The organism is Noviherbaspirillum agri (assembly GCF_054780595.1).
In genome coordinates, this window is record NZ_BAAGWA010000006.1 from 100,991 (window position 1) to 120,874 (window position 19,884).

At 62.0% G+C, this 19,884-nt stretch carries 20 protein-coding genes and 1 riboswitch; of the genes, 16 read left to right on the top strand and 4 right to left on the bottom strand.

From position 1 onward, the window contains the following. The first annotated feature begins 147 nt into the window (after nt 1–147). The 6 genes from cbbX to ACYVIA_RS12595 all read left to right on the top strand — a co-directional run bounded on the left by cbbX (nt 148) and on the right by ACYVIA_RS12595 (nt 6,663). A complete protein-coding gene (gene cbbX, locus ACYVIA_RS12570) occupies nt 148–1,068 on the top strand; it encodes a CbbX protein (protein WP_460841253.1) in 921 nt (306 codons plus the stop codon). Further along, the gene (locus ACYVIA_RS12575) at nt 1,056–1,820 is read left to right on the top strand and encodes an HAD family hydrolase (RefSeq protein ID WP_460841564.1); all 765 of its coding nucleotides are present in this window, start codon (nt 1,056–1,058) and stop codon (nt 1,818–1,820) included. The genes cbbX and ACYVIA_RS12575 overlap by 13 nt, the downstream gene beginning before the upstream one ends. Nucleotides 1,821–1,861: 41 nt before the next feature. After that, nucleotides 1,862–2,938: a class 1 fructose-bisphosphatase gene (locus tag ACYVIA_RS12580; protein WP_460841255.1), complete on the top strand. Its 1,077-nt coding sequence runs from the start codon at nt 1,862–1,864 to the stop codon at nt 2,936–2,938. Nucleotides 2,939–2,962: 24 nt separating this feature from the next. Beyond that, the gene (locus tag ACYVIA_RS12585) at nt 2,963–3,847 is read left to right on the top strand and encodes a phosphoribulokinase (protein WP_460841257.1); all 885 of its coding nucleotides are present in this window, start codon (nt 2,963–2,965) and stop codon (nt 3,845–3,847) included. A gap of 267 nt (nt 3,848–4,114) precedes the next feature. Next, nucleotides 4,115–6,451 carry a response regulator gene (locus tag ACYVIA_RS12590; RefSeq protein ID WP_460841258.1) on the top strand — a complete coding sequence of 779 codons (2,337 nt, stop codon included), beginning with the start codon at nt 4,115–4,117 and terminating at the stop codon, nt 6,449–6,451. Between the two features lie 35 nt (nt 6,452–6,486). Next, nucleotides 6,487–6,663, top strand: coding sequence for a hypothetical protein (locus ACYVIA_RS12595; protein WP_460841260.1), 177 nt, complete (start codon nt 6,487–6,489; stop codon nt 6,661–6,663). A gap of 96 nt (nt 6,664–6,759) precedes the next feature. Here ACYVIA_RS12595 and ACYVIA_RS12600 read toward each other — a convergent pair whose 3' ends face one another. Continuing rightward, nucleotides 6,760–7,689 (bottom strand): AEC family transporter, encoded by a 930-nt coding sequence (locus ACYVIA_RS12600; protein WP_460841262.1) that lies wholly within the window; start codon nt 7,687–7,689, stop codon nt 6,760–6,762. 119 nt (nt 7,690–7,808) lie between these two features. Between ACYVIA_RS12600 and ACYVIA_RS12605 the strand changes: the two genes are divergently transcribed. Continuing rightward, nucleotides 7,809–8,708 carry a LysR family transcriptional regulator gene (locus ACYVIA_RS12605; protein WP_460841264.1) on the top strand — a complete coding sequence of 300 codons (900 nt, stop codon included), beginning with the start codon at nt 7,809–7,811 and terminating at the stop codon, nt 8,706–8,708. An 81-nt stretch (nt 8,709–8,789) separates the two neighbouring features. Here the strand turns inward: ACYVIA_RS12605 and ACYVIA_RS12610 are convergent, their stop codons facing one another. Further along, the gene (locus ACYVIA_RS12610) at nt 8,790–9,701 is read right to left on the bottom strand and encodes a MerR family transcriptional regulator (protein WP_460841266.1); all 912 of its coding nucleotides are present in this window, start codon (nt 9,699–9,701) and stop codon (nt 8,790–8,792) included. A 264-nt stretch (nt 9,702–9,965) separates the two neighbouring features. Here ACYVIA_RS12610 and ACYVIA_RS12615 point away from each other — a divergent pair, with 264 nt between their 5' ends. Genes ACYVIA_RS12615 through ACYVIA_RS12650 form a run of 8 tightly spaced genes read left to right on the top strand, consistent with a single transcriptional unit; the run spans nt 9,966 to nt 16,793 of the window. Next, nucleotides 9,966–11,288 carry an NAD(P)/FAD-dependent oxidoreductase gene (locus ACYVIA_RS12615; RefSeq protein ID WP_460841268.1) on the top strand — a complete coding sequence of 441 codons (1,323 nt, stop codon included), beginning with the start codon at nt 9,966–9,968 and terminating at the stop codon, nt 11,286–11,288. Between the two features lie 7 nt (nt 11,289–11,295). Beyond that, a complete protein-coding gene (locus ACYVIA_RS12620) occupies nt 11,296–12,072 on the top strand; it encodes a DUF1365 domain-containing protein (protein WP_460841270.1) in 777 nt (258 codons plus the stop codon). Next, nucleotides 12,069–13,271, top strand: coding sequence for a class I SAM-dependent methyltransferase (locus tag ACYVIA_RS12625; protein WP_460841272.1), 1,203 nt, complete (start codon nt 12,069–12,071; stop codon nt 13,269–13,271). Before ACYVIA_RS12620 ends, ACYVIA_RS12625 begins: the two co-directional genes overlap by 4 nt. Then, the gene (locus ACYVIA_RS12630; RefSeq protein WP_460841274.1) at nt 13,240–13,791 is read left to right on the top strand and encodes a chalcone isomerase family protein; all 552 of its coding nucleotides are present in this window, start codon (nt 13,240–13,242) and stop codon (nt 13,789–13,791) included. The genes ACYVIA_RS12625 and ACYVIA_RS12630 overlap by 32 nt, the downstream gene beginning before the upstream one ends. 1 nt (nt 13,792) lies before the next feature. Beyond that, nucleotides 13,793–15,070 carry an MFS transporter gene (locus ACYVIA_RS12635; RefSeq protein WP_460841276.1) on the top strand — a complete coding sequence of 426 codons (1,278 nt, stop codon included), beginning with the start codon at nt 13,793–13,795 and terminating at the stop codon, nt 15,068–15,070. Next, complete coding sequence (locus tag ACYVIA_RS12640) at nt 15,067–15,588, top strand: DUF3833 domain-containing protein (RefSeq protein ID WP_460841279.1); 522 nt, start codon at nt 15,067–15,069, stop codon at nt 15,586–15,588. Before ACYVIA_RS12635 ends, ACYVIA_RS12640 begins: the two co-directional genes overlap by 4 nt. A gap of 16 nt (nt 15,589–15,604) precedes the next feature. Further along, nucleotides 15,605–16,366, top strand: a complete 762-nt coding sequence (locus ACYVIA_RS12645; protein ID WP_460841566.1) for an SDR family NAD(P)-dependent oxidoreductase — start codon at nt 15,605–15,607, stop codon at nt 16,364–16,366. Between the two features lies 1 nt (nt 16,367). Further along, nucleotides 16,368–16,793, top strand: coding sequence for a nuclear transport factor 2 family protein (locus ACYVIA_RS12650; protein WP_460841281.1), 426 nt, complete (start codon nt 16,368–16,370; stop codon nt 16,791–16,793). A gap of 90 nt (nt 16,794–16,883) precedes the next feature. Here the strand turns inward: ACYVIA_RS12650 and upp are convergent, their stop codons facing one another. After that, entirely contained in the window at nt 16,884–17,534 is a 651-nt protein-coding gene (upp, locus tag ACYVIA_RS12655) for a uracil phosphoribosyltransferase (protein ID WP_460841283.1), read from the bottom strand. Between the two features lie 610 nt (nt 17,535–18,144). Beyond that, nucleotides 18,145–18,230, top strand: a riboswitch (cyclic di-GMP riboswitch). Nucleotides 18,231–18,412: 182 nt separating this feature from the next. On the opposite strand from upp, the gene ACYVIA_RS12660 reads away from it, so the two are divergent. Next, nucleotides 18,413–19,201: a lytic transglycosylase domain-containing protein gene (locus tag ACYVIA_RS12660; RefSeq protein ID WP_460841285.1), complete on the top strand. Its 789-nt coding sequence runs from the start codon at nt 18,413–18,415 to the stop codon at nt 19,199–19,201. Nucleotides 19,202–19,264: 63 nt separating this feature from the next. Here the strand turns inward: ACYVIA_RS12660 and ACYVIA_RS12665 are convergent, their stop codons facing one another. Beyond that, nucleotides 19,265–19,711: a DUF305 domain-containing protein gene (locus tag ACYVIA_RS12665; RefSeq protein ID WP_460841286.1), complete on the bottom strand. Its 447-nt coding sequence runs from the start codon at nt 19,709–19,711 to the stop codon at nt 19,265–19,267. Nucleotides 19,712–19,884: the final 173 nt, after the last annotated feature.

Below are 19,884 nucleotides of genomic sequence, written 5' to 3' on the forward strand. Positions count from 1 at the left end.
TGTCAAGAGACTTCCTGCATTCCCTGCAGCATCGATTGAGATTCATCAGGGCAAGAAGGACGGCAGGCTTTTATATAGATCGAGTTCTTTCAGCAACTGGCAGATGCCTCGCGATGCATTTTGCCAGTCGCTCCCTGGAGAAGACGCATGGCGAACATCTCGCTGCATTCCGACAATCCCGTTGCCGACCGGCTCGCCAGCTCCGGCATCACCGATCTGCTCGCGCAGCTTGACCGCGAGCTGGTCGGGCTTGCGCCGGTGAAGGCGCGCATCCGCGACATCGCGGCGCTGCTGCTGGTGGACAAACTCCGCGCCGAGCGCGGGTTCTCCGCTGGCGCGCCGAGCCTGCACATGTGCTTCACCGGCAACCCGGGCACCGGGAAGACGACGGTGGCGCTGCGCATGGCAGAAATCCTGCACCGCCTCGGCTATGTGCGCAAAGGCCAGCTGGTCGCCGTCACGCGCGACGACCTCGTCGGTCAGTACATCGGCCACACGGCACCGAAGACCAAGGAAGTGCTGAAGAAGGCGATGGGCGGCGTGCTCTTCATCGACGAGGCGTACTACCTGTACCGGCCCGAGAACGAACGTGATTACGGACAGGAAGCGATCGAGATCCTGCTGCAGATGATGGAAAACAATCGCGAAGACCTGGTCGTGATCCTTGCCGGCTACAAGGATCGCATGGACCGATTCTTCGAATCGAATCCCGGCATGTCGTCGCGCATTGCGCACCACATCGACTTCCCGGATTACCAGCAAGGCGAGCTGCAGAAGATCGCCGGGCTGATGCTGGAATCCATGCAATACCGCTTCGACAAGGAAGCGGAGAAAATCTTTGCCGACTATCTCGAGCGGCGTATGAAGCTGCCGCATTTTGCCAACGCGCGCAGCGTGCGCAACGCACTCGACCGCGCGCGGCTGCGGCATGCGTCGCGCCTGCTCACCGAGAAGGGGGCGGTCGACGACGACTCGCTGATCACGATCACCGCTGCGGACCTGCTCGCAAGCCGGGTCTTCAACGAAACCACAACATCACCCGAGGAGGAAACATGCTGCGAGCACTGATTTTTGATGTGGACGGCACGCTCGCCGATACCGAAGAAGCCCACCGCGAAGCCTTCAATGCCGCCTTCATGGAGGCAGGACTGGACTGGCACTGGACAAGGGAAACATACAACCAGTTGCTGCGCATAGCCGGCGGCAAGGAGCGCCTTGTCTATTACTGGCAACTGCTGCACCCGGAGCAGGTGTGCGGCCCGAATGCGCGGCGCATGATCGATGCGGTACACGCCATCAAGACGCGTCGCTACGAAACGCTGGTGGACGGTGGCAGGCTGCCGCTGCGCCCGGGAATGGAAAGACTGATCCGCGAAGCGCATGCCGCCGGCCTGCCGATGGCAATTGCCACCACGACCACGCCGGCCAATGTCGACGCCTTGCTGCGTACGCCGCTGGGGCCGGACTGGCGCAAGTTTTTTGCCAGCGTGTGTGACGCCGGGACGATCGCGCGGAAAAAGCCGGCGCCGGATGTGTACTTCGCGGCCCTGGCGCAGCTCGGCATTGCGCCGGAGGACTGCCTCGCGTTCGAAGATTCCGCAAACGGGTTGCGCGCGGCAACGGCAGCCGGCATCCCGACCATCATCACGCCCACCGCGTATACCGCCGACCAGTCATTCGAGGGCGCGCTATTGGTGCTGCCGCACCTGGGCGATCCGGACAAGCCGATGGCGCAGCGCCTGCCCGGCACGGACCAGCGCTGGATCGACCTGGCGGCCTTGAAGAGGTGGCATGAAGGCATGCTGTTCGAGGTGAGTTAAAACCAGCCACTAGCTAGAAGAACAAACAAGGAGACAACCCGATGACGGGCGACATGCGGGTCACGCTGACCCAGTTCCTGATCGAGTCGAGGCGGCGCCATCCACAGGCGACCGGCGACTTCAACAGCCTGCTGCTGAATGTGGCGCTGGTGTGCAAGCGCATCGCGCGCAAGGTTGCGGCGGGTGCATTGCATGGCGCGGTGACCGGCGTATCGGCACAGGACCGGGCGCAGGACGAGGAACAGGGAAGGCTTGCTGCCGTCAGCAACCAGTTGTTCATTGAAGGGAACAACTGGGGCGGCTATCTCGCCGGCATGTCGTCCGAGGACATGGATGCCCCGTGCCAGATTCCGGAGGTTTATCCGAAGGGCAGGTATCTGCTCGTGTTCGACCCTTTGGACGGATCGTCGAACCTCGATGTGAACGTTTCCGTCGGCAGTGTCTTTTCGGTATTGCGTGCGCCCGAAGCGGAGCGCACGGTGAGCGTCGAGGATTTCCTGCAGCCGGGAACGGAGCAGGTCGCTGCCGGGTATGCGATCTACGGCCCGACCACCATGCTGGTGCTCACGGTTGGCAATGGCGTCAGCGGCTTCACGCTGTGCCCGCAGCTTGGCGAATTCATGCTGACCCATCCGAACCTGCGCATCCCGCAGGACACGCAGGAATTCGCGATCAATGCTTCCAACAGCCGCTTCTGGGAAGACCCGATCCGCCGCTACGTTAACGAGTGCATGGCAGGCAAGGCAGGGCGGCGCGGCAAGGATTTCAGCATGCGCTGGATCGCATCGACGGTGGCGGAAGCGCACCGCATCCTGATGCGAGGCGGTGTGTTCCTGTCGCCGCGCGATACCCGCGCGCCGGAAATACCGGGACATGTGCGCCTGCTGCATGAAGCGAATCCGATTGGCTTCCTGATCGAGCAGGCGGGCGGGCGCGCAAGCACCGGCAGGCAGCCGGTGCGCCTGGTCAAGCCTTCTTCGCTGCACCAGCGCATCGGACTGATCTTCGGCTCGCGCCATGAAGTGGAACTGATCGAGCGCTACCACACTTCAGCGGCGACAGAGGAGCTGCCCAATCCGTTGTTTGGCCAGCGCAGTCTGTTTCGCAGTCCAATCTGAGCATCCATTTCCGATAAGGCCACCATGTCCGAGCGTTATCCCATCATTGCCATTACCGGATCGTCCGGCGCCGGCACCACGTCGGTCACGCGCACTTTCGAGAACATCTTCCGCCGCGAGCAGGTGAGGGCCGCGATCATCGAGGGCGACAGCTTTCATCGCTACGACCGGCAGGAAATGAAGGTGCGGCAGGCGGAGGCGGAAAAGGCGGGCAACAAGAACTTCAGCCATTTCGGGCCGGATAACAATTTGTTCCGGGAGCTGGAAGACCTGTTTCGCACCTATTCCGAAAGCGGCACGGGGCGTTGCAGGAAGTACCTGCATGACACCATTGAGGCCGCGCCGTATGACCAGGATCCCGGTACGTTCACACCGTGGGAGGAGCTGCAGAACGATACCGACCTGCTGTTTTACGAGGGATTGCATGGCGCCGTGGTCCACGAGGACATCAACATTGCGCAGTATCCGGACCTGCTGATCGGCGTAGTCCCGGTGATCAACCTCGAGTGGATACAGAAATTGTGGCGCGACAAATCCAAACGCGGCTATTCCACCGAAGCCGTCACGGATACCATCCTGCGCCGCATGCCCGACTACGTGAACTACATCTGCCCGCAGTTCACGCACACGCACGTCAACTTCCAGCGCGTGCCTTGCGTCGATACCTCCAATCCGTTCATTGCGCGCGATATTCCTGCGCCGGACGAAAGCTTCGTCGTGATCCGTTTCGCCAATCCGAAAGGCATCGACTTTCCCTACCTGCTCAACATGATCAACGATTCCTTCATGTCGCGCGCCAACACGATTGTTGTGCCGGGCGGCAAGATGGAGCTGGCCATGCAGCTGATTTTCACGCCCTTCATCTGGCGGATGATGGAGCGGAAGAAGCGTGCGCTGAGTGCCTATTGAGAAGAACCAAGTTTTCCTCGCCTTCAGCTTTTCGGTATGAGACGCGCTGAGCGGTACGAGTTCGGCCAATGTTTCCGTAAGGCAAAATTCTTCGTCGACTGCAAGTCTCTGTAACAAATGTTACGATTCTGCGGGTCGGAACCATTCCGATCATGCCTGTCTCCAAATTTCATTCTCGACTCGGAACAATCGGCATTGTTGAATGGTTATTCGGCGACGTTTCGCTGAATAACCTTTTTGCGCGGTGGATTTCCGGCGATGAAGAACATGAATCTCACTTTCGCGCAACTCAACGGCATTCTCAGTATTGCCGACGATGCCATCATCTGCACCGACAGCGGGCAGCGGATCATCCTGTTCAACCAGGGGGCGGAACGGGTCTTCGGGTGGGCAGCCGATGAAGTCCTGAGCCAGCACCTCAACGTGCTGCTGCCTTCCCGCTACCATCCCGCGCACGGCCGCTACGTCGAACAATTCGACAAATCGGGACAAGCCGCCCGCAAGATGGCCGAGCGCCGCACCATTTTCGGTGTGCGCAAGGACGGCACCGAATTTCCCGCAGAAGCGTCGATTTCAAAACTGGAAGTCGACGGCAACCGCATCTACACGGTCATCCTGCGCGACATCACGGTACGCAAGGCCTATGAGCGCGAACTGGAACTGGCGAAGGAAAAGGCCGAAGCAGCGATGCAGGCCAAGAGCATGTTCCTCGCGAACATGAGCCACGAGATCCGCACGCCGCTCAATGCGGTGATCGGCATGACCAGCCTGCTGCTCAACACGCACATCGACGACGAGCAGCGCGACTACGCCGAAACCATCCGCGCCAGCAGCGAAGTGCTGCTGACCATCATCAACGATATCCTCGACTATTCGAAGATCGAGATCGGCAAGCTCGAGATCGAGCGCCAGCCCTTCGACCTGCGGCGCTGCATCGAAGAGTCGCTCGACCTGTTGTCGTCCGATGCCGCGGAAAAGAACATCAACCTCGCTTATTTCATCGACGACAGCGTGCCGGCCGCACTGGTCAGCGACGTGACGCGCCTGCGGCAGATCCTCGTCAACCTGCTGTCCAACTCGATCAAGTTCACCCATCGCGGCGAAGTCGTGGTATCGGTCGCGGCGCAGCCGCTGGAAGACGGCCGGTATGAAGTGCATTTTTCGGTGAAGGACACCGGCATCGGCATTCCGAAGGAGAGAATGGCGGAGCTGTTCCAGGCGTTCACGCAGGTCGATGCATCGACCACGCGCAAGTATGGCGGCACCGGCCTCGGTCTGGCCATCAGCAAGCGCCTGACAGAAATCATGGGCGGACGGATGTGGGTCGAGAGCGAGGTCGGCGCCGGCTCGACCTTCTCCTTCACCATCGTCGCCGAAGCATCCGGCTCGCAGCTGGCGCAGAGCTTCCTGCAGGAGCGTTCCTCCGCGCTGGCCGGCAGGCATGTGCTGATCGTCGACGACAACAGTACCAATCGCCGCATCCTCGTCAAGCAGGCGCTGCTGTGGGGCATGGTGCCGTCGGCCGCCGCTTCCGCGATCGAGGCGCTCGACCTCGTGCGCCACGGGCACGCCTTCGATGTCGGCATCCTTGATATGAGTATGCCGGAGATGGACGGGCTCGGCCTTGCTATCGAGATCCGCAAATATCGCGATGCGCAGGCGCTGCCGCTGATCATGCTGACCTCCGTTGCGCACCGCCCGCGCGATACGAAGATGTCGAATGCGCGGTTCGCCGCCTATCTCAACAAGCCGATCAAGCCGACTGCGTTGTTCGACGCGCTGCTGCATTCCATGCGCATCGAGCCGCTGGAGGCGACGGCACCCCGTCTGCGCATCGAGTCCGGCAAGCTTGCGGAGTCGCTGCCGCTCAATATCCTCGTGGCCGAGGACAATACGGTGAACCAGAAGGTGGTGCAGCAACTGCTCGCGCATCTCGGCTATCGCGCCGACGTCGTCGCCAACGGCATCGAGGTGCTGGATGCGCTGGAGCGCCAGAACTATGACGTGGTGCTGATGGACGTGCAGATGCCGGAAATGGACGGGCTCGAAGCCACACGGCGGCTGCGCGCACGCTACGGCAGCGCTTCCCCGCGCGTGATTGCGATGACCGCAAACGCCATGCCGGGCGACCGCGAAAAATGCATCGAGGCCGGGATGGATTCCTATGTTTCCAAGCCGGTGGAACTGGAGGATGTGCGCAATGTGCTGCTCGCCGTCACATCGCATACCAGCAAGGAGACCGAGCAAATGCAGGGCGTGATCGACCATCGCCGCATCGACCAGCTGCGCGAGCTGCAGGACGAGAACAATCCGCGGCTGCTCGCCGACATCATCGACCTGTTCCTCAACGACTCGCCGAAGCACTTGCAGAGTATCGCGCAGTCGCTCACCACCAAGAATGCCGACGAGCTGCTGAGTGCCAGCCATCGCTTCCTGTCCAGCATCGAAAACCTCGGCGTGCTGCGCATGCGCAAGCACTGCATGGAACTGGAGCGGCTGGGCCGCGAGGGAACACTGGATGGCGCCGCACCGGAATTCGATCACCTGCAGCGCGAGTTCGACATTGCGCGCCAGCATCTGCTGGCGCTGGCTGCGGCAGCATAAGAAAGAAGGGAGCGCTTCCCCTGCGGGGCGTCAGGATGGACCTGCTGGATCTGTTTCTTGCCGTGGCAACGGGCGCCGTCGTGGTTGCGGCTCTGCTTTTTCCAATCAATCGCGATGGCCGGGGTGGCGATGACCCGCGCGACCATCAAAAGAGGGCGCCGGAAGACGTCGAAGAGAACAGCAAGAAAAAGGATGGCTCCGGGTCGGAATAGCAAGCGGCTGCGGACGTTTCTGCCATCGCGCTCCTGTCCCACGACGAGGCCCGCCGCTCCGACTGCCTGCCGCAGACAGGGATGCGTCCAAAAAAATCACAACGCGAGCAGATAAAGGCAGGCCGACACGGTCACCAGTGATCCGAGCGTCGTCAGCAGGATGACGCGCGCCACCAGCGCCGCTTCGCGGCCGTAGAAGCTCGCCAGCATGAAGGGGCCGGTGCCGGTCGGCAGGGCGCTGAGCAACAGCGCTGAATTGGCCCACAGCGCCGGCAGCTCGAAAACGCGAAACGCAAAAAATGCGGTGACGAGGGGCTGCAGCAGCAATTTGGCCAGCACCAGTCCGGTTGCACCGTCGCGCCGCCCCGCCTGCTTCTGGGCCAGGAACAGTCCCAGTGAAACAAGAGCACACGGTGTTGCCGCCATGCCCAGCAGATTCAGGAACTGGCTGACAGCGGCGGGAAGCGGAATGCCGCCGGCCGACCAGCAGGCGCCCAGCACCGGGGCGACCAGCAACGGGTTGCGGGCCAGCGACTTGCTGACCTTGGTAATGGCGCGCAGCGGATCCTTTTCTTCCTGCAAGCTGATCTCGACCAGCACGATCCCCACCGCAAAAAGAGCACAGGCGACGATCAAGGTCGCAACGATCGCCGGCAGCAATCCTTCATCACCGAGCACCAGCACACACAGCGGAATGCCGAGAAAGCCCGTATTGGCGTAAGCCGCGCTGAGCGCGTCGATGCTCGCGTCGGCCAGCCGGCGCAGTTGCCGCATGCGGTAGACGATGGTTACCACGAAGACCAGTGCACAGCCAGCGCAGACGGAGGCGATGAATCCCGGCTGCCACGCCTGCTCGAAGGTGGTCGTGGCGGTTACCTTGAACAGCAAGGCCGGCAACGCCAGCCAGACGACGAAGCGATTGATTTCAGACGACGCCGTTTCGCCCAGGCACTGGGTGCGGCGGCAGACATAACCCGCCAGGATGAGTCCGAAAATCGGCAGGACGACGTTGATGATGGAGGTCATGAGCGTGGCGAAATGGGCAGCGAATAGGAAAGCGAAGGCTGGAGGTGCCCCAGCTTAGGCTTTTCAATCAATACCATCCAATGCTATATATGGCGGACATCAATACCGGATACGCATCAATGCACATCGATTTTCGCCAACTTCGCTATTTCGTGGCACTGGCCGACACGCTGCATTTCGGCCGGGCCGCCGCGCTGTTGCACATCTCGCAGCCGCCGTTGAGCCGGCAGATCGCGGCGCTGGAAGAGGAACTCGGCGTCGCGCTCTTCAAGCGCACTTCCCGGCAGGTGCAGCTGACTGCCGCCGGACGTCATTTTCACGAGCAGGCGGCGCGCATCCTCGCGTCGCTGGACACCGCCGTGCGCAGCACCCAGGCGACGGAACGCGGCGAGCGCGGGGTGCTGCGTGTCGGTTTCACGATGGCTGCTGCGTGGAGCATCCTGCCTCCGCTGGTCAAGATGTACAGCGATGCCTACCCGGATGCCGACCTGCAGTTGAGCGAGGTGGTGCCGCGCGAACTCAATGACGCGCTCATTTCCGGCAACGCCGATATCGGTATCGCGTTCCCGTGGCAGCGCCCGCCAGGGCTGGAATACCTGCCTGTTCACTCGGAACCGCTGTGCGCCGTGCTCCCTGCAGGGCATCGGCTGGCACGGAACGATGCGATCGCGGTGGCCGAACTGGCCGGAGAACCTTTCATCTCGTTTCCCGCCGGGACGGCGCCCGCATTGCATGAACTGGTGATCGGCTGTTGCCGCGATCACGGATTCGAGCCGAACATCCGGCTGGAGACCCACTTGCAGCAGACCATCGTCAATCTGGTGGCAGCCGGGCTCGGCGTGTCACTGGTTCCCCGGTCAATGAGCAAGATGCAATTGCCCGGGGCCGTCTTTCGCCCGGTTTCGGACACGCGCATGGTGGAGCAGGGCGTCATCTGGGCTGCGAACAACGACAATCCCTGCCTCGCATGCTTCCTGGAGTGCGCCCGCGCGTTTGGGTCGCAGGCCGCACCGGCCTGAGTGAATGAGCAAGATGGCGGTCCGGGAGCGTCAAGAGTCAGCTTGATGCGGCCGCCTGACCTTGCTCAGGCTTGTTTATCTTTACCCGGAATGGTGATTCCGCCAGTCGGCGAGCGCCTTGGCACCCTCTTCAAGACTGGCAAGGCGGACGACACCGGGAGGAGTGGTGATGCGCAGCACACCGCTGCCGCCGGCCCACAACGCGACGCTCTCTGGCAGTGCCGTGCGCAGCTGTTGCAGCAATCCATTGATCTGCCGCGCCGGGAAGGCGACGGAGAACGACAGGGCGACGATATCGGCGCGATGCGCTTCGGCGGCCCGGCTGATTTCCAGTATCGGCATCTGCGTGCCAAGCGGAATGCATTCCGCCCCTTCCAGCGCCAGAATGGCCTCGAACATCAGCAGGCCGAGGAAATGCTGTTCCTCCGGCGCGCTGGTCAGCAACACGCGTGGTGATCCGGTGCCGGGCGGCAGGCCGGCGATCGCCTGGCGCAAGACCCGTTTCGTCAGTTCGGTGAACAAGTGTTCTTCGAACACTTCAAAGTGACCATTTTCCCAGGCCTCCCCGACCCGGTAGGTCAATGGTGCCACAGTGTCCTGGACAAAACGTAGCAAACCTTCGCGAGCCAGTTGCTGCTGCAAGGCGTGCACAAAGCCGTGTGCATCATGCTGCTTGATCAGCAACATCAAGTCTTCCAGCCTCTCGGTGTCCACCATTTTTCCCGTCGTCTCAGCCACGGGCGCACGGCGCGGCCCGAGCAGGGCCAGTTCTTCCGCCGGCGCGGCAATCAGCTTTCCGGGCCGATGGCCTTGATCCATCAGGCGTTTGATCAGGCGTAACCGCTCTACCTGCTCCAGCGGATAGACGCGTTCGCCATTGGCGTCGCGCTCCGGGACAGGGAAGCCGTAGCGCCGCTCCCACATCCGGAGCACGTCCTTGGATAGACCGGTGTCTCGTTCGACAGCAGCGATATTGAAGGTCGGTGTATTCATTTTTGTTTTGGACAAATCATGGACGACTTGTTGACAGGAGAATTTTTGCTGTTAATATTACGAAAAAAAGCGTGGTTTGTATAGGACAAAAAGCCGTCTGGCAGTAAATGCCTTCGGATTTGTCCATACGGCCTGCCTTCCTGCGAGGCAATCACGCAGTTCGGAGCCGGGGCAACGCTGTTGTCCGATGCCTTCCCCGATGTGGTTGCCGGAAAAAATCAGCAAAAACAATACGTCGCATTTCCCTGGGATGAGGAGATCAGCATGAATGCCAGAATCAACCTGAAACAGCGCATCGCGGTCATCGGCGCCGGTATTTCCGGTCTCGCTGCCGCATGGCTGCTGTCACGGCACTACGACGTCACGGTGTTCGAGGCCGGCGCATACCTGGGCGGTCACACCAATACGGTAGACGTCACGCTCGAAGGCAAGACCCATCCGGTGGACACCGGGTTTCTGGTATTCAATGAGAAGACCTATCCCAACCTGATCGCGCTGTTTGCGCAGCTTGGCGTCGACAGCGTCGAAACGGAGATGTCCTTTGCCGTCAGCCTGGAGAACCCCGACCTGGAATGGGCCGGCAGCAGCCTGGCGACCGTCTTCGGGCAGAAGCGCAACCTGCTTCGCCGTCCTTTCTGGCGCATGTTGTCGGACATCCTGCGCTTCAATCGCGAGAGCGCGGCATGGCTGGCGAACCACCCGAATGATGAACGCAGCCTGCGTCACTTCCTGGCCGAGGGCAACTACTCTAACGCCTTCTCCGACTGGTACTTGCTGCCGATGGCCGCCGCAATCTGGTCCTGCCCGACGGGCCAGATGCTGGACATGCCGCTGGCAACCTTTATCCGCTTCTGCCAGAACCACGGGCTGCTGCAGATTTTTGACCGGCCGATGTGGCGCACGGTAAAGGGCGGCGGCCGGGAGTACGTGAGGAAAATCGCGGCCCGGCTCGATGATGTCCGCATTGCCTGCCCGGTCTACGCGATCGCGCGAGAGGAAGAGGGGCTGCGTGTCACGCACGCGCGCGGCAGCGAACATTTCGACCAGGTCGTCATGGCCTGCCACAGCGACCAGGCACTGGCCATCCTGGGCATGTCGGCAAGCGATGCTCAGCACGAGGTGCTTTCCGCGATCCGCTACCAGCCGAACCGCGCGGTACTGCACACGGATGCGGCCCTGCTGCCGCGCGACCGCAAGCTGTGGTCGGCATGGAACTACTTCGCCGGGCAGGGCGCGCCGGGCAACCAGCCGGTTGGCGTGTCCTACCTGATCAACAAACTGCAGCCGCTGCCTTTCCAGACGCCGGTCGTCGTGACGCTCAACCCGGCGCGCGAGCCTGATCCGAAAAAAGTCATCGCCGAATTCGACTACAGCCATCCAATCTTTGACGGCGCGGCCATCGCCGCCCAACAGCGGCTGGGCGAGGTGCAAGGCGAGGGCGGCGTCTGGCTGGCCGGCGCCTGGGGCAGCTATGGATTCCACGAGGACGGGCTGAAATCCGCCCTGCGCGTTGCCAACGGCCTCGGTGTCAACGCGCCCTGGCAAGGCGGCGTGGCAGAACTGCTGTACGAGACGGAAAGCGCCTGAGCGCACCATGCAAACCCGCCCGCAACTTTTCCTTGGCCACGTCATGCATCGGCGCCTGCGCCCGGCGGTCCATGCCTTCGCCTATCCGGTGTTCTATGTGCGACTGCCGGTGCGCGACATGGCGTCGGCGCAATGCGCGGTCTTCTCGGTGGACGGCCCCAACCTGCTGAGCTTCCGGAGCAGGGACCACGGCCCGCGTGACGGCAGCCCGCTGCTGCCCTGGATCGAAGGCCTGCTGGCAGGGCACGGACTGCGCGCTGACGGCGAGATCGTGCTGCAAACCTTTCCGCGCGTGCTGGGCTTCGTCTTCAACCCGGTGAGCTTCTGGTATTGCCATGACCGCTCGGGCCGCCTGATTGCCATCCTGGCCGAGGTGAACAACACCTTCGGCGCCACGCACAGCTACCTGCTGCATCGACGAGGGGAACCGCTCGCCGATGGTGAGGACCTGCATGCCGAAAAACTGTTCCATGTGTCGCCCTTCAACGAGGTCGTCGGCGGCTACCGTTTCCGCTTCCAGCTCGAACGCGCTGTGCAGCAGGCAAGGATCGACTACGCGGATGCCGACGGCGTGCTGCTGCTCACCGCGATCTCCGGCAAGGCGCAGCCATGGTCAGTCCGCACGCTGCTCGGCGCTTTCCTGCGCATGCCTTTCCTGACGCTCGGCGTCGTCGTCCGCATCCACTGGCAGGCGCTCCGGCTTTGGCTCAAGGGCGTGCCGTTTCGCGGCGCGCATCCCATTCCGCATTCCCATAACCATTCCCAACAGGAATCGATCAAATGAACCAGACCCTTGACCAGCAATTGTTCCTGCGCGGTGCAGCAGCATCAGCAAGTGAAACAACCATGTTCAGCCTGCTGGAAAAACTGACCGGAGGGCTGCTCGAGGTCCGCCTGTCGGACGGATCGAGCACCGTGTTCGGCGAGGGCGAGGGTGGCGTCACGCTGCAGGTGCATGACGACGACTTTTTCAGCCGGGTGCTGGCGCGTGGCGATATCGGATTGGCGGAATCGTATCTGGAGGGCCAATGGGACTCGCCGGACGTGACCGGCCTGCTTGCGCTGCTTGCCCGCAATCGCGAGGTGCTGAAAAAAGCGATCTACGGCTCCTGGCGGCAGCTGCTCGCCGCGCGCATCCGCCACTGGCTCAACCGCAACAGCCGCGCCGGCAGCAAGCGCAACATCATGGCGCACTACGACCTGGGCAACGATTTCTACCGCCTGTGGCTGGACCCGAGCATGAGCTATTCGTCGGCCATTTACCGGCCACAGGACGACGGCTCCGACGGCTCGCTGCTCGCCGCACAGCACGCGAAGTATCGCCGCATCCTCGACCGCCTGCAGGCCGGGCCGGGCGACAGCGTGCTGGAAATCGGTTGCGGCTGGGGCGGGCTCGCCGAGATGGCGGCCCGTGACGGGCTGAACGTCACCGGCCTCACCCTGTCGCCGGCCCAGCTCGCATGGGCGCAGCAGCGCGTACCGCAGGCTGACCTGCGCCTGCAGGATTACCGCGATGTCCAGGAACAGTTCGATCACATCGTCTCGATCGAGATGTTCGAGGCGGTCGGGGAGCAATGGTGGCCGACGTACTTCTCCACCATTGCGCGTGCGCTGAGACCGGACGGCAGGGCGGTGATCCAGAGCATCACCATCCGCGACGACCTGTTTGCGAACTACCGGCGCGGCACCGACTTCATCCAGCAATACATCTTCCCGGGCGGCATGCTGCCGTCGCGCAGCGCCTTCCGGAAGGCGGCTGAGCGCCAGGGGCTGCAGGTCACCGGCGAATTTGCCTTCGGGCTGGATTACGCACGCACGCTGGCCGAATGGCGCATTGCCTTCGAGGCCAACTGGCCGAGTATCGCCGCACTGGGTTTTGACGAAACCTTCCGCCGCCTGTGGCGGCTGTATCTCTGCTATTGCGAGGCCGGCTTCCTTGCCGGGAATATCGATGTGGTCCAGTTTGAACTCGCGCATCGCTGATGTGAACGCCACCCGGCGAGCCGTTCTGATGACGCTGGCCTGCGCGCCATTGTTCGCCTTGCCCGCAGCCGCGCGTGCCGGCGCCGGCGTGCTTGCCGGCCTGCAGCGCTGGGGAAGCGGCAAGTTCCGCCGCTTTGGCTTCCTCGTGTACGAAGCCACGCTTTGGGCAGGCAACGATCCGCAGCGTCCGCCGCTGGCACTGCGCCTCGATTACAAGCGCCATATCAAGGGCCATGTCATCGCCGATGCCAGCGTCACGGAGACGCGCCGCTTCGTCGGTGACGAAGCCATCTTGCAGAGCTGGGGCGAGCAGATGCGCCGCGTCTTTCCCGACGTGAAGCCGGGCGACCACATCCTCGGTGTCTACGGCACGGATGGCGCGCGCTTTTATCAGGGCGAGCGCCTGATCGGTGCCATCGCCTCACCGGGTTTTGCCGAGGCGTTCTTTGCCATCTGGCTCGACCCGCGCACAAGCGCACCGGAGCTGCGGGCGGCGCTGCTGCAGCGCGAGGAGCCCTGAAATGTCGACCGTTGCAAAGGGGGAAAGTCGGGCAACCATGGCAAACGGCGCAGTGCTGGCTTATGGTGCGCTCGGCCTTCCACTGGCCTTTGCCGCGCTCCCCATCTATGTGCATGTTCCCCGCTACTACGCCGAGGTGGCCGGTCTGGACTTGGCCTTGCTGGGCGCCATCCTGCTCGGTGCCCGCGTGCTCGATGCCTTTGTCGATCCCTGGCTGGGCTGGCTGGCGGATCGATTGCCGCGTCAACGCATGCTGGCGGTCTCGCTGGTACCTTTCGTCCTTGGTTTCGTCGCCTTGCTCAATCCGCCGACCGGCTTTGCTGCCGTGTGGCTGCTTGCATCACTGGCGCTGACCTACCTTGGGTTTTCCGCCGCCTCGGTCGCCTACCAGGCCATGGGCGCGGCCATCGGAACTGATTCGGTGGCGCGGACCCGCCTGACCGCATCGCGCGAGGGTTTCGGGCTGGTCGGCGTGGTGCTGGCGGCGGCTTTGCCCAGTGTGCTGGCCAGCGACCTGAACGCGGGGATCGGACGCCTGTCGTGGATTCTGCCGCCGCTGGTGTTGGTCGCTGCGGCAGTGACCTTGCTGCGCGGCGGTGCGTCCGCGGATGTTTTCAGACCCGCCATGTCCAGTGCGCCGCTGTGGGCAAGCTTGCGCCGCGTCCTGCACGATGCCGCCATACGTCGTCTGCTCTATGTCTTCATCGCCAACGGCATCGCCGCCGCGCTGCCGGCAACGCTGTTCCTGTTCTTCGTCGCCGACGTGCTCGGCGCTGACGCAGCGAGCGGGCCGTTGCTGGCGTTGTATTTCATCGCCGGAGCGGCCTCGCTGCCTGTGTGGGTTGCGCTCGCCGCTCGCTTCGGGCGCATGCGAGTGTGGGGATGGGCAATGGTGCTGGCGATGCTGGCGTTTGCCGGTGCGGGGTTCCTCGGCAAAGGCGACGTCGGTGCATTTGCCGTGATCTGCCTTGCTTCCGGCTTGGCGCTGGGAGCCGACCTTGCGTTGCCGGCGGCGGTCGCGGCCGACCTGGGAGAAAGGCAGGGGCAGGCCGGTGCCTGTTTCGGCGTGTGGAATCTCGTCACCAAACTCAACCTCGCGCTGGCGGCCGGGCTGGCCCTGCCGCTCCTCGACCTGCTCGGCTACAGGCCGGGACCGCAGGTCACTCAGGACGGGCAAGAGGCGCTCAGCTTTGCCTATGCCTTCCTGCCGATCTGTTTCAAGCTGCTGGCCGCCTGCCTGGTCTGGCGCTGGCACCACTCACTGGAGATCCGATCATGAAACTGCTGTCTGCCATCTTTCTTTCCCTCGTCCTCAGCGCCTGTGCCTCGCCTGGCGTGGAGCAGTACAAGGACGAACAACCGGTGCTCGACCTGCGGCAGTACCTGAATGGCACGCTCGACGCCTGGGGTATTTTCCAGGGGCGTTCCGGCGAGGTGAAGAAGCGCTTTCATGTGGTCATCGACGCCAGGTGGGAAGGCGATACCGGCGTGCTCGACGAGCGCTTCACCTGGTCTGACGGCACGACGTCGCGCCGTGTCTGGACACTGAAACGCCAGCCGGACGGCACCTATCGCGGCACGGCTGACGATGTGATCGGCGAGGCAGTCGGCGAGCTGGCTGGCAACGCATTGCGCTGGCGTTATGTGCTGGCGCTGCCGGTCGATGGCAGGACCTATCACGTCACACTCGACGACTGGATGTTCCTGATGAACGACAAGGTGATGCTCAACCGTTCCTACATGTCGAAGTGGGGCTTCGACCTTGGCGAGATCACGCTGACTTTCGTCAAGCGTTGAGGCTGCTAGGAAGGTGCTGACCATGAACCCGAAGATCACGAACTGGCAAGGCAAGCGCGTCTGGCTGGTCGGCGCATCCAGCGGCATCGGCGCGGCCATGGCGCGCGAGCTGCACTCGCGCGGCGCGTTGCTGGCACTGTCCGCGCGTTCGGCAGACAAATTGCAGGCACTCGGCATCGATGATGTGCTGCTGTTGCCTTGCGATGCGACGGAGGCAGCGGACCTGGCCCGCGCGCGCAAGGCGTTGCTTGCGGCGCTGGGCGGCATCGATTTGGTGGTCTATCTGGCAGGCGATTATGTGCCGATGCGGGCGAACGACCTCGACCTCGCACGTGCCGAGCAGGTGGTCGCCGTCAATTTCAACGGTGCGATGCGCCTCGCCGCCACGGTATTGTCCGACCTGCAACCGGGTGGCGGCATCGCTTTTGTCGCCAGCGTGGCCGGCTACCGTGGCCTGCCCAAGGCCTTGTGCTATGGGCCGGGCAAGGCGGCGCTGATCCACTTTGCCGAGTGCCTGCATCTCGATCTGGCATCGCGCGGCATCGGTGTCTGGGTCATCAATCCCGGTTTCGTGCAGACGCAACTGACGGCAAAGAATGATTTCGCCATGCCGGCACTGCTCACGCCGGAGCAGGCGGCCACTGCAGCGTTGGATGGGTTCCGCTCGGGAGGCTTTGACATTCACTTTCCGAAGCGCTTCACGCGTGTAATGAAGCTGCTGTCGCTGCTGCCGTATCGCTGGTATTTCCCGCTTGTCCGCCGCATGACCGGAGCCTGACATGGATCATCTCGAGAGGCTGATTGCCTTCTACCACGACCTGACGCCGCAGAGCGTGACACGGATTGCCGAGCTCTACAGCACCGATGCCTATTTCAAGGATCCCTTCAACGAGGTGCGCGGTGTCGATGCCGTTCAGCGCGTCTTTACGCATATGTTCCGGCAGGTGGATGCGCCACGCTTTACGGTTACCGAACATGTGGCCGATGAAAACGGTGCGATGCTGGCCTGGGAATTCCGCTTTCGCTTGCGGCTGTGGGGGCACGGCGAGAACCAAGTGATTCGCGGCGCCTCGCACCTGAAGTTTGACGGCGACGGCAAGGTCAGTTACCACCGCGACTACTGGGATGCGGCCGAAGAAGTGTATGCGAAGTTGCCGGCGATCGGCGGCCTGATGTGCATGCTGCGCAAAAAATTGGCGGCCTGAGCTGCTAAGAGAATGCGGCAGCCTGCCGCTTGAATACAGCAGCCGGCCGGTTCACCGGCACGGCCACTGTCCGTGTTGGTGAGGCAAGACTTACTTGGTACCAAACAGCCGGTCGCCGGCGTCGCCAAGGCCCGGCACGATGTAGGCGTGGTCGTCCAGGCGCGAGTCGAGCGATGCGACATACACCTTCACGTTCGGGTGCGCATCCTGGAACACCTTCACGCCTTCCGGCGCCGCGACCAGTGCCATGAACACGATCTGGTCGTCACCCACGCCGCGCTTCTTCAGCACGTCCACAGCGTGCACGGCGGAATTTCCGGTGGCGAGCATCGGGTCGCACAGGATGAAGTGGCGCTCGGCGAGGTCGGGCAGGCGCACGAGGTATTCCACCGGCTTGTGCGTATCCGGATCGCGATAGACGCCGATGTGGCCGACGCGTGCGGAGGGCACCAGCTCCAGCAGGCCGTCGCTCATGCCGATGCCGGCGCGCAGCACCGGCACCACCACCAGCTTCTTGCCGGCGATAACGGGGGCGTCGATGGTTTCCAGTGGCGTTTCGATGCGCATCGTCGTCAGCGGCAGGTCGCGCGTGATTTCATAACCCATCAACAGCGTGATCTCGCGCAGCAGTTCGCGGAAGGTGCGCGTGGAGGTGTCCTTGTCGCGCATGTGCGTCAGCTTGTGCTGGATCAGCGGGTGATTGAGGATGAACAGGTTGGGGAAGCGCGGATCTTGTTTCATAGGTGTCATTCAGGTTGGTGGCTCAGACCGCTTTGCGCGGCATCAGCGGATAAGCAGGCAGTAAGGCGCCGCCGGAAAGCGCGAGGCCGACGAATTTGCTCGGGATTTCAAAACGGCGATCATATTAATGGTTTTCAGGTAGAAATAACCACGTCGGCGAATGCAATTCGGACGGACTTTGTACATCGCGAATAAAGCACGGTATTGCCGTCACAGCGCTTATCAAAATAATCACTCCGGCATCCTGTCCGACTATCTGGATAGCTGAGTCGGCTCTCGCCAAGGATTTTTTAATCCGTTCTTTTCCGGTGCTGTGTGGTGGAACCGCCACCGCCGCCGCATGTAATTCTTTCTATACAACGAACAAATTTCCCATGCCTGCGATGCGTGCCTTCGTGCTCCGGCGCAGTGTAGCGAAGCGCATGCAAACCCGCGCGCAACGGCGCATTGAGCGCAGTGCACGGCTTGTGCCAGCTACTCGTTCGCTCAAAAAACAGCCGATGCGAAAACGACAAGGCATTGAAAAGCGGCATGAATATCAGGAAGGGTATTTGGATTTTCAATTGCTTTGGGGAAATGCTTCGGGCTATGCTGGCCCTGACTACACCCAACTCGATATCGGCAAACCCGTTGAAAGACGGGGACGCAAAGCTTCTGGTCTACGGGCATAGCGCCTATGACAGCAGGGCTGCACAGAGCGGGGGACTCCGGAAGATTCGCTTCTTCCGGCCTGCATTCGCCCTCCGCAGCCTTCGTTCCCGAAGCAATTAACGCGTCCCTCCGCTATTTCTCTCACGCGTGTCCCTTGTCGAGCTTGCCTTGCGCCGTTGTGTTGACGGTGCCGGCCGTGGTGGCAGGTCGCAGCAAGTGAGAAAAAGATGCTTCAGAGAGGATATGCCCGCCCCGGCACGGCGGAAGAGAAATCAGGTGGCTTATCGGCGGTGCGGCGGACAGTGAAACTGCTTGCCGCCGCAAGCTTGGCAGCGGCATTGGCAGCCTGTTCGGGACAGCTGCCGATGCTGGCAGATGCCGATCCACCGTCGCAGGAAAAAAAACAAGCCAAACCAAAGCCGCCGGTAAAACTGTCGGCAAAGTCCAAGCGCGTGCGCGCAACCACGCAGAAAGACATCCTGGTTGAGTGGGGTACCTTCGGCCTGGCGCACACGCCTCGACGCATTGCACGTGCCACTCGCGTCGTACCCGTGTCGGAGCCGGAAATCACGATGACGATACAGGACATCCTGGACGATGAAACCTGCCGCGAGTGCGACAAGAAGCCGTATCACGATATCGTGGAGCAGGCTTCCGCGCGGCACGGCGTGCCTGCCGGGCTGATCCATGCCGTGATCCAGAAGGAGTCCGGCTATAACCCGAGGGCTACCTCGCACAAGCGGGCCAGGGGATTGATGCAGCTCACGTCAGCCACCGGCCGCTTCGTCGGCGTATCCAACAGCAAGCAGCTGTATGACCCGCATACCAATATCCACGCAGGCACCGCTTACCTGAAGTACCTGATGGAAAACCACGACACCGTGGATGAAGTGCTTGCCGCCTACAACGCCGGGCCGGGCAATGTGCGCAAGTACAACGGCATTCCGCCGTTCCGCGAGACGCAGCGCTATGTCATCGATGTGAAGCGCATTTACTCCGAGACAGCCGAGGACTGAGCCCTCACGGGACGTACTGTTGCCAGCCTTTGCGAATGCTGGCTGGAACGCCGATTACTGCAGTCATTTGTTCTGCTCCAGCTCTTTGACCAGTCCCTTCATCTCGGCGATTTCCTTGCGCTGGGATTCGATAATGCCGTCCGCCAGCTTGCGGACACGCGGATCGGAAATATGCGCGCGCTCGCTCGTCATGATCGCGATGGAATGGTGCGGGATCATCGCCTTCATGTAAGACACCTGGTCAACCGTCGCCTGGCTGCGCACCAGCCACAGCGCAATCGCGAACACGGCAATACTGCCGGCGAGGATCGCGAAATTCGCTTTGCGGTTGCCATACATGCCCCACATGAAGAGCAGCATGATCACGGCCATCGCCGCACCCATCACGATTGCCATGTAGGTGCGCGTTTCGCTATAGAACACGTGGTCGAGCTGGTAGGTATTGAGGTACATGAGGCCGAACATCGCGACCGTCGATGTCAGGATCATGGCGCCGAATCGTACATACATGTTCATCTCCATCCTTTCTTCCGTTCATGTTTAGGATTCGGCTTGCCCCAAGCCGCTGCAAATATGAACGGATTGAAATGAATTTGTTCAAATCCGTACAAGAATTTTCAACGCAACGATTTCTTTGAGGTCACATATTAAGGCGTACAAGTGACGTTCTGGAGCCAATGGAG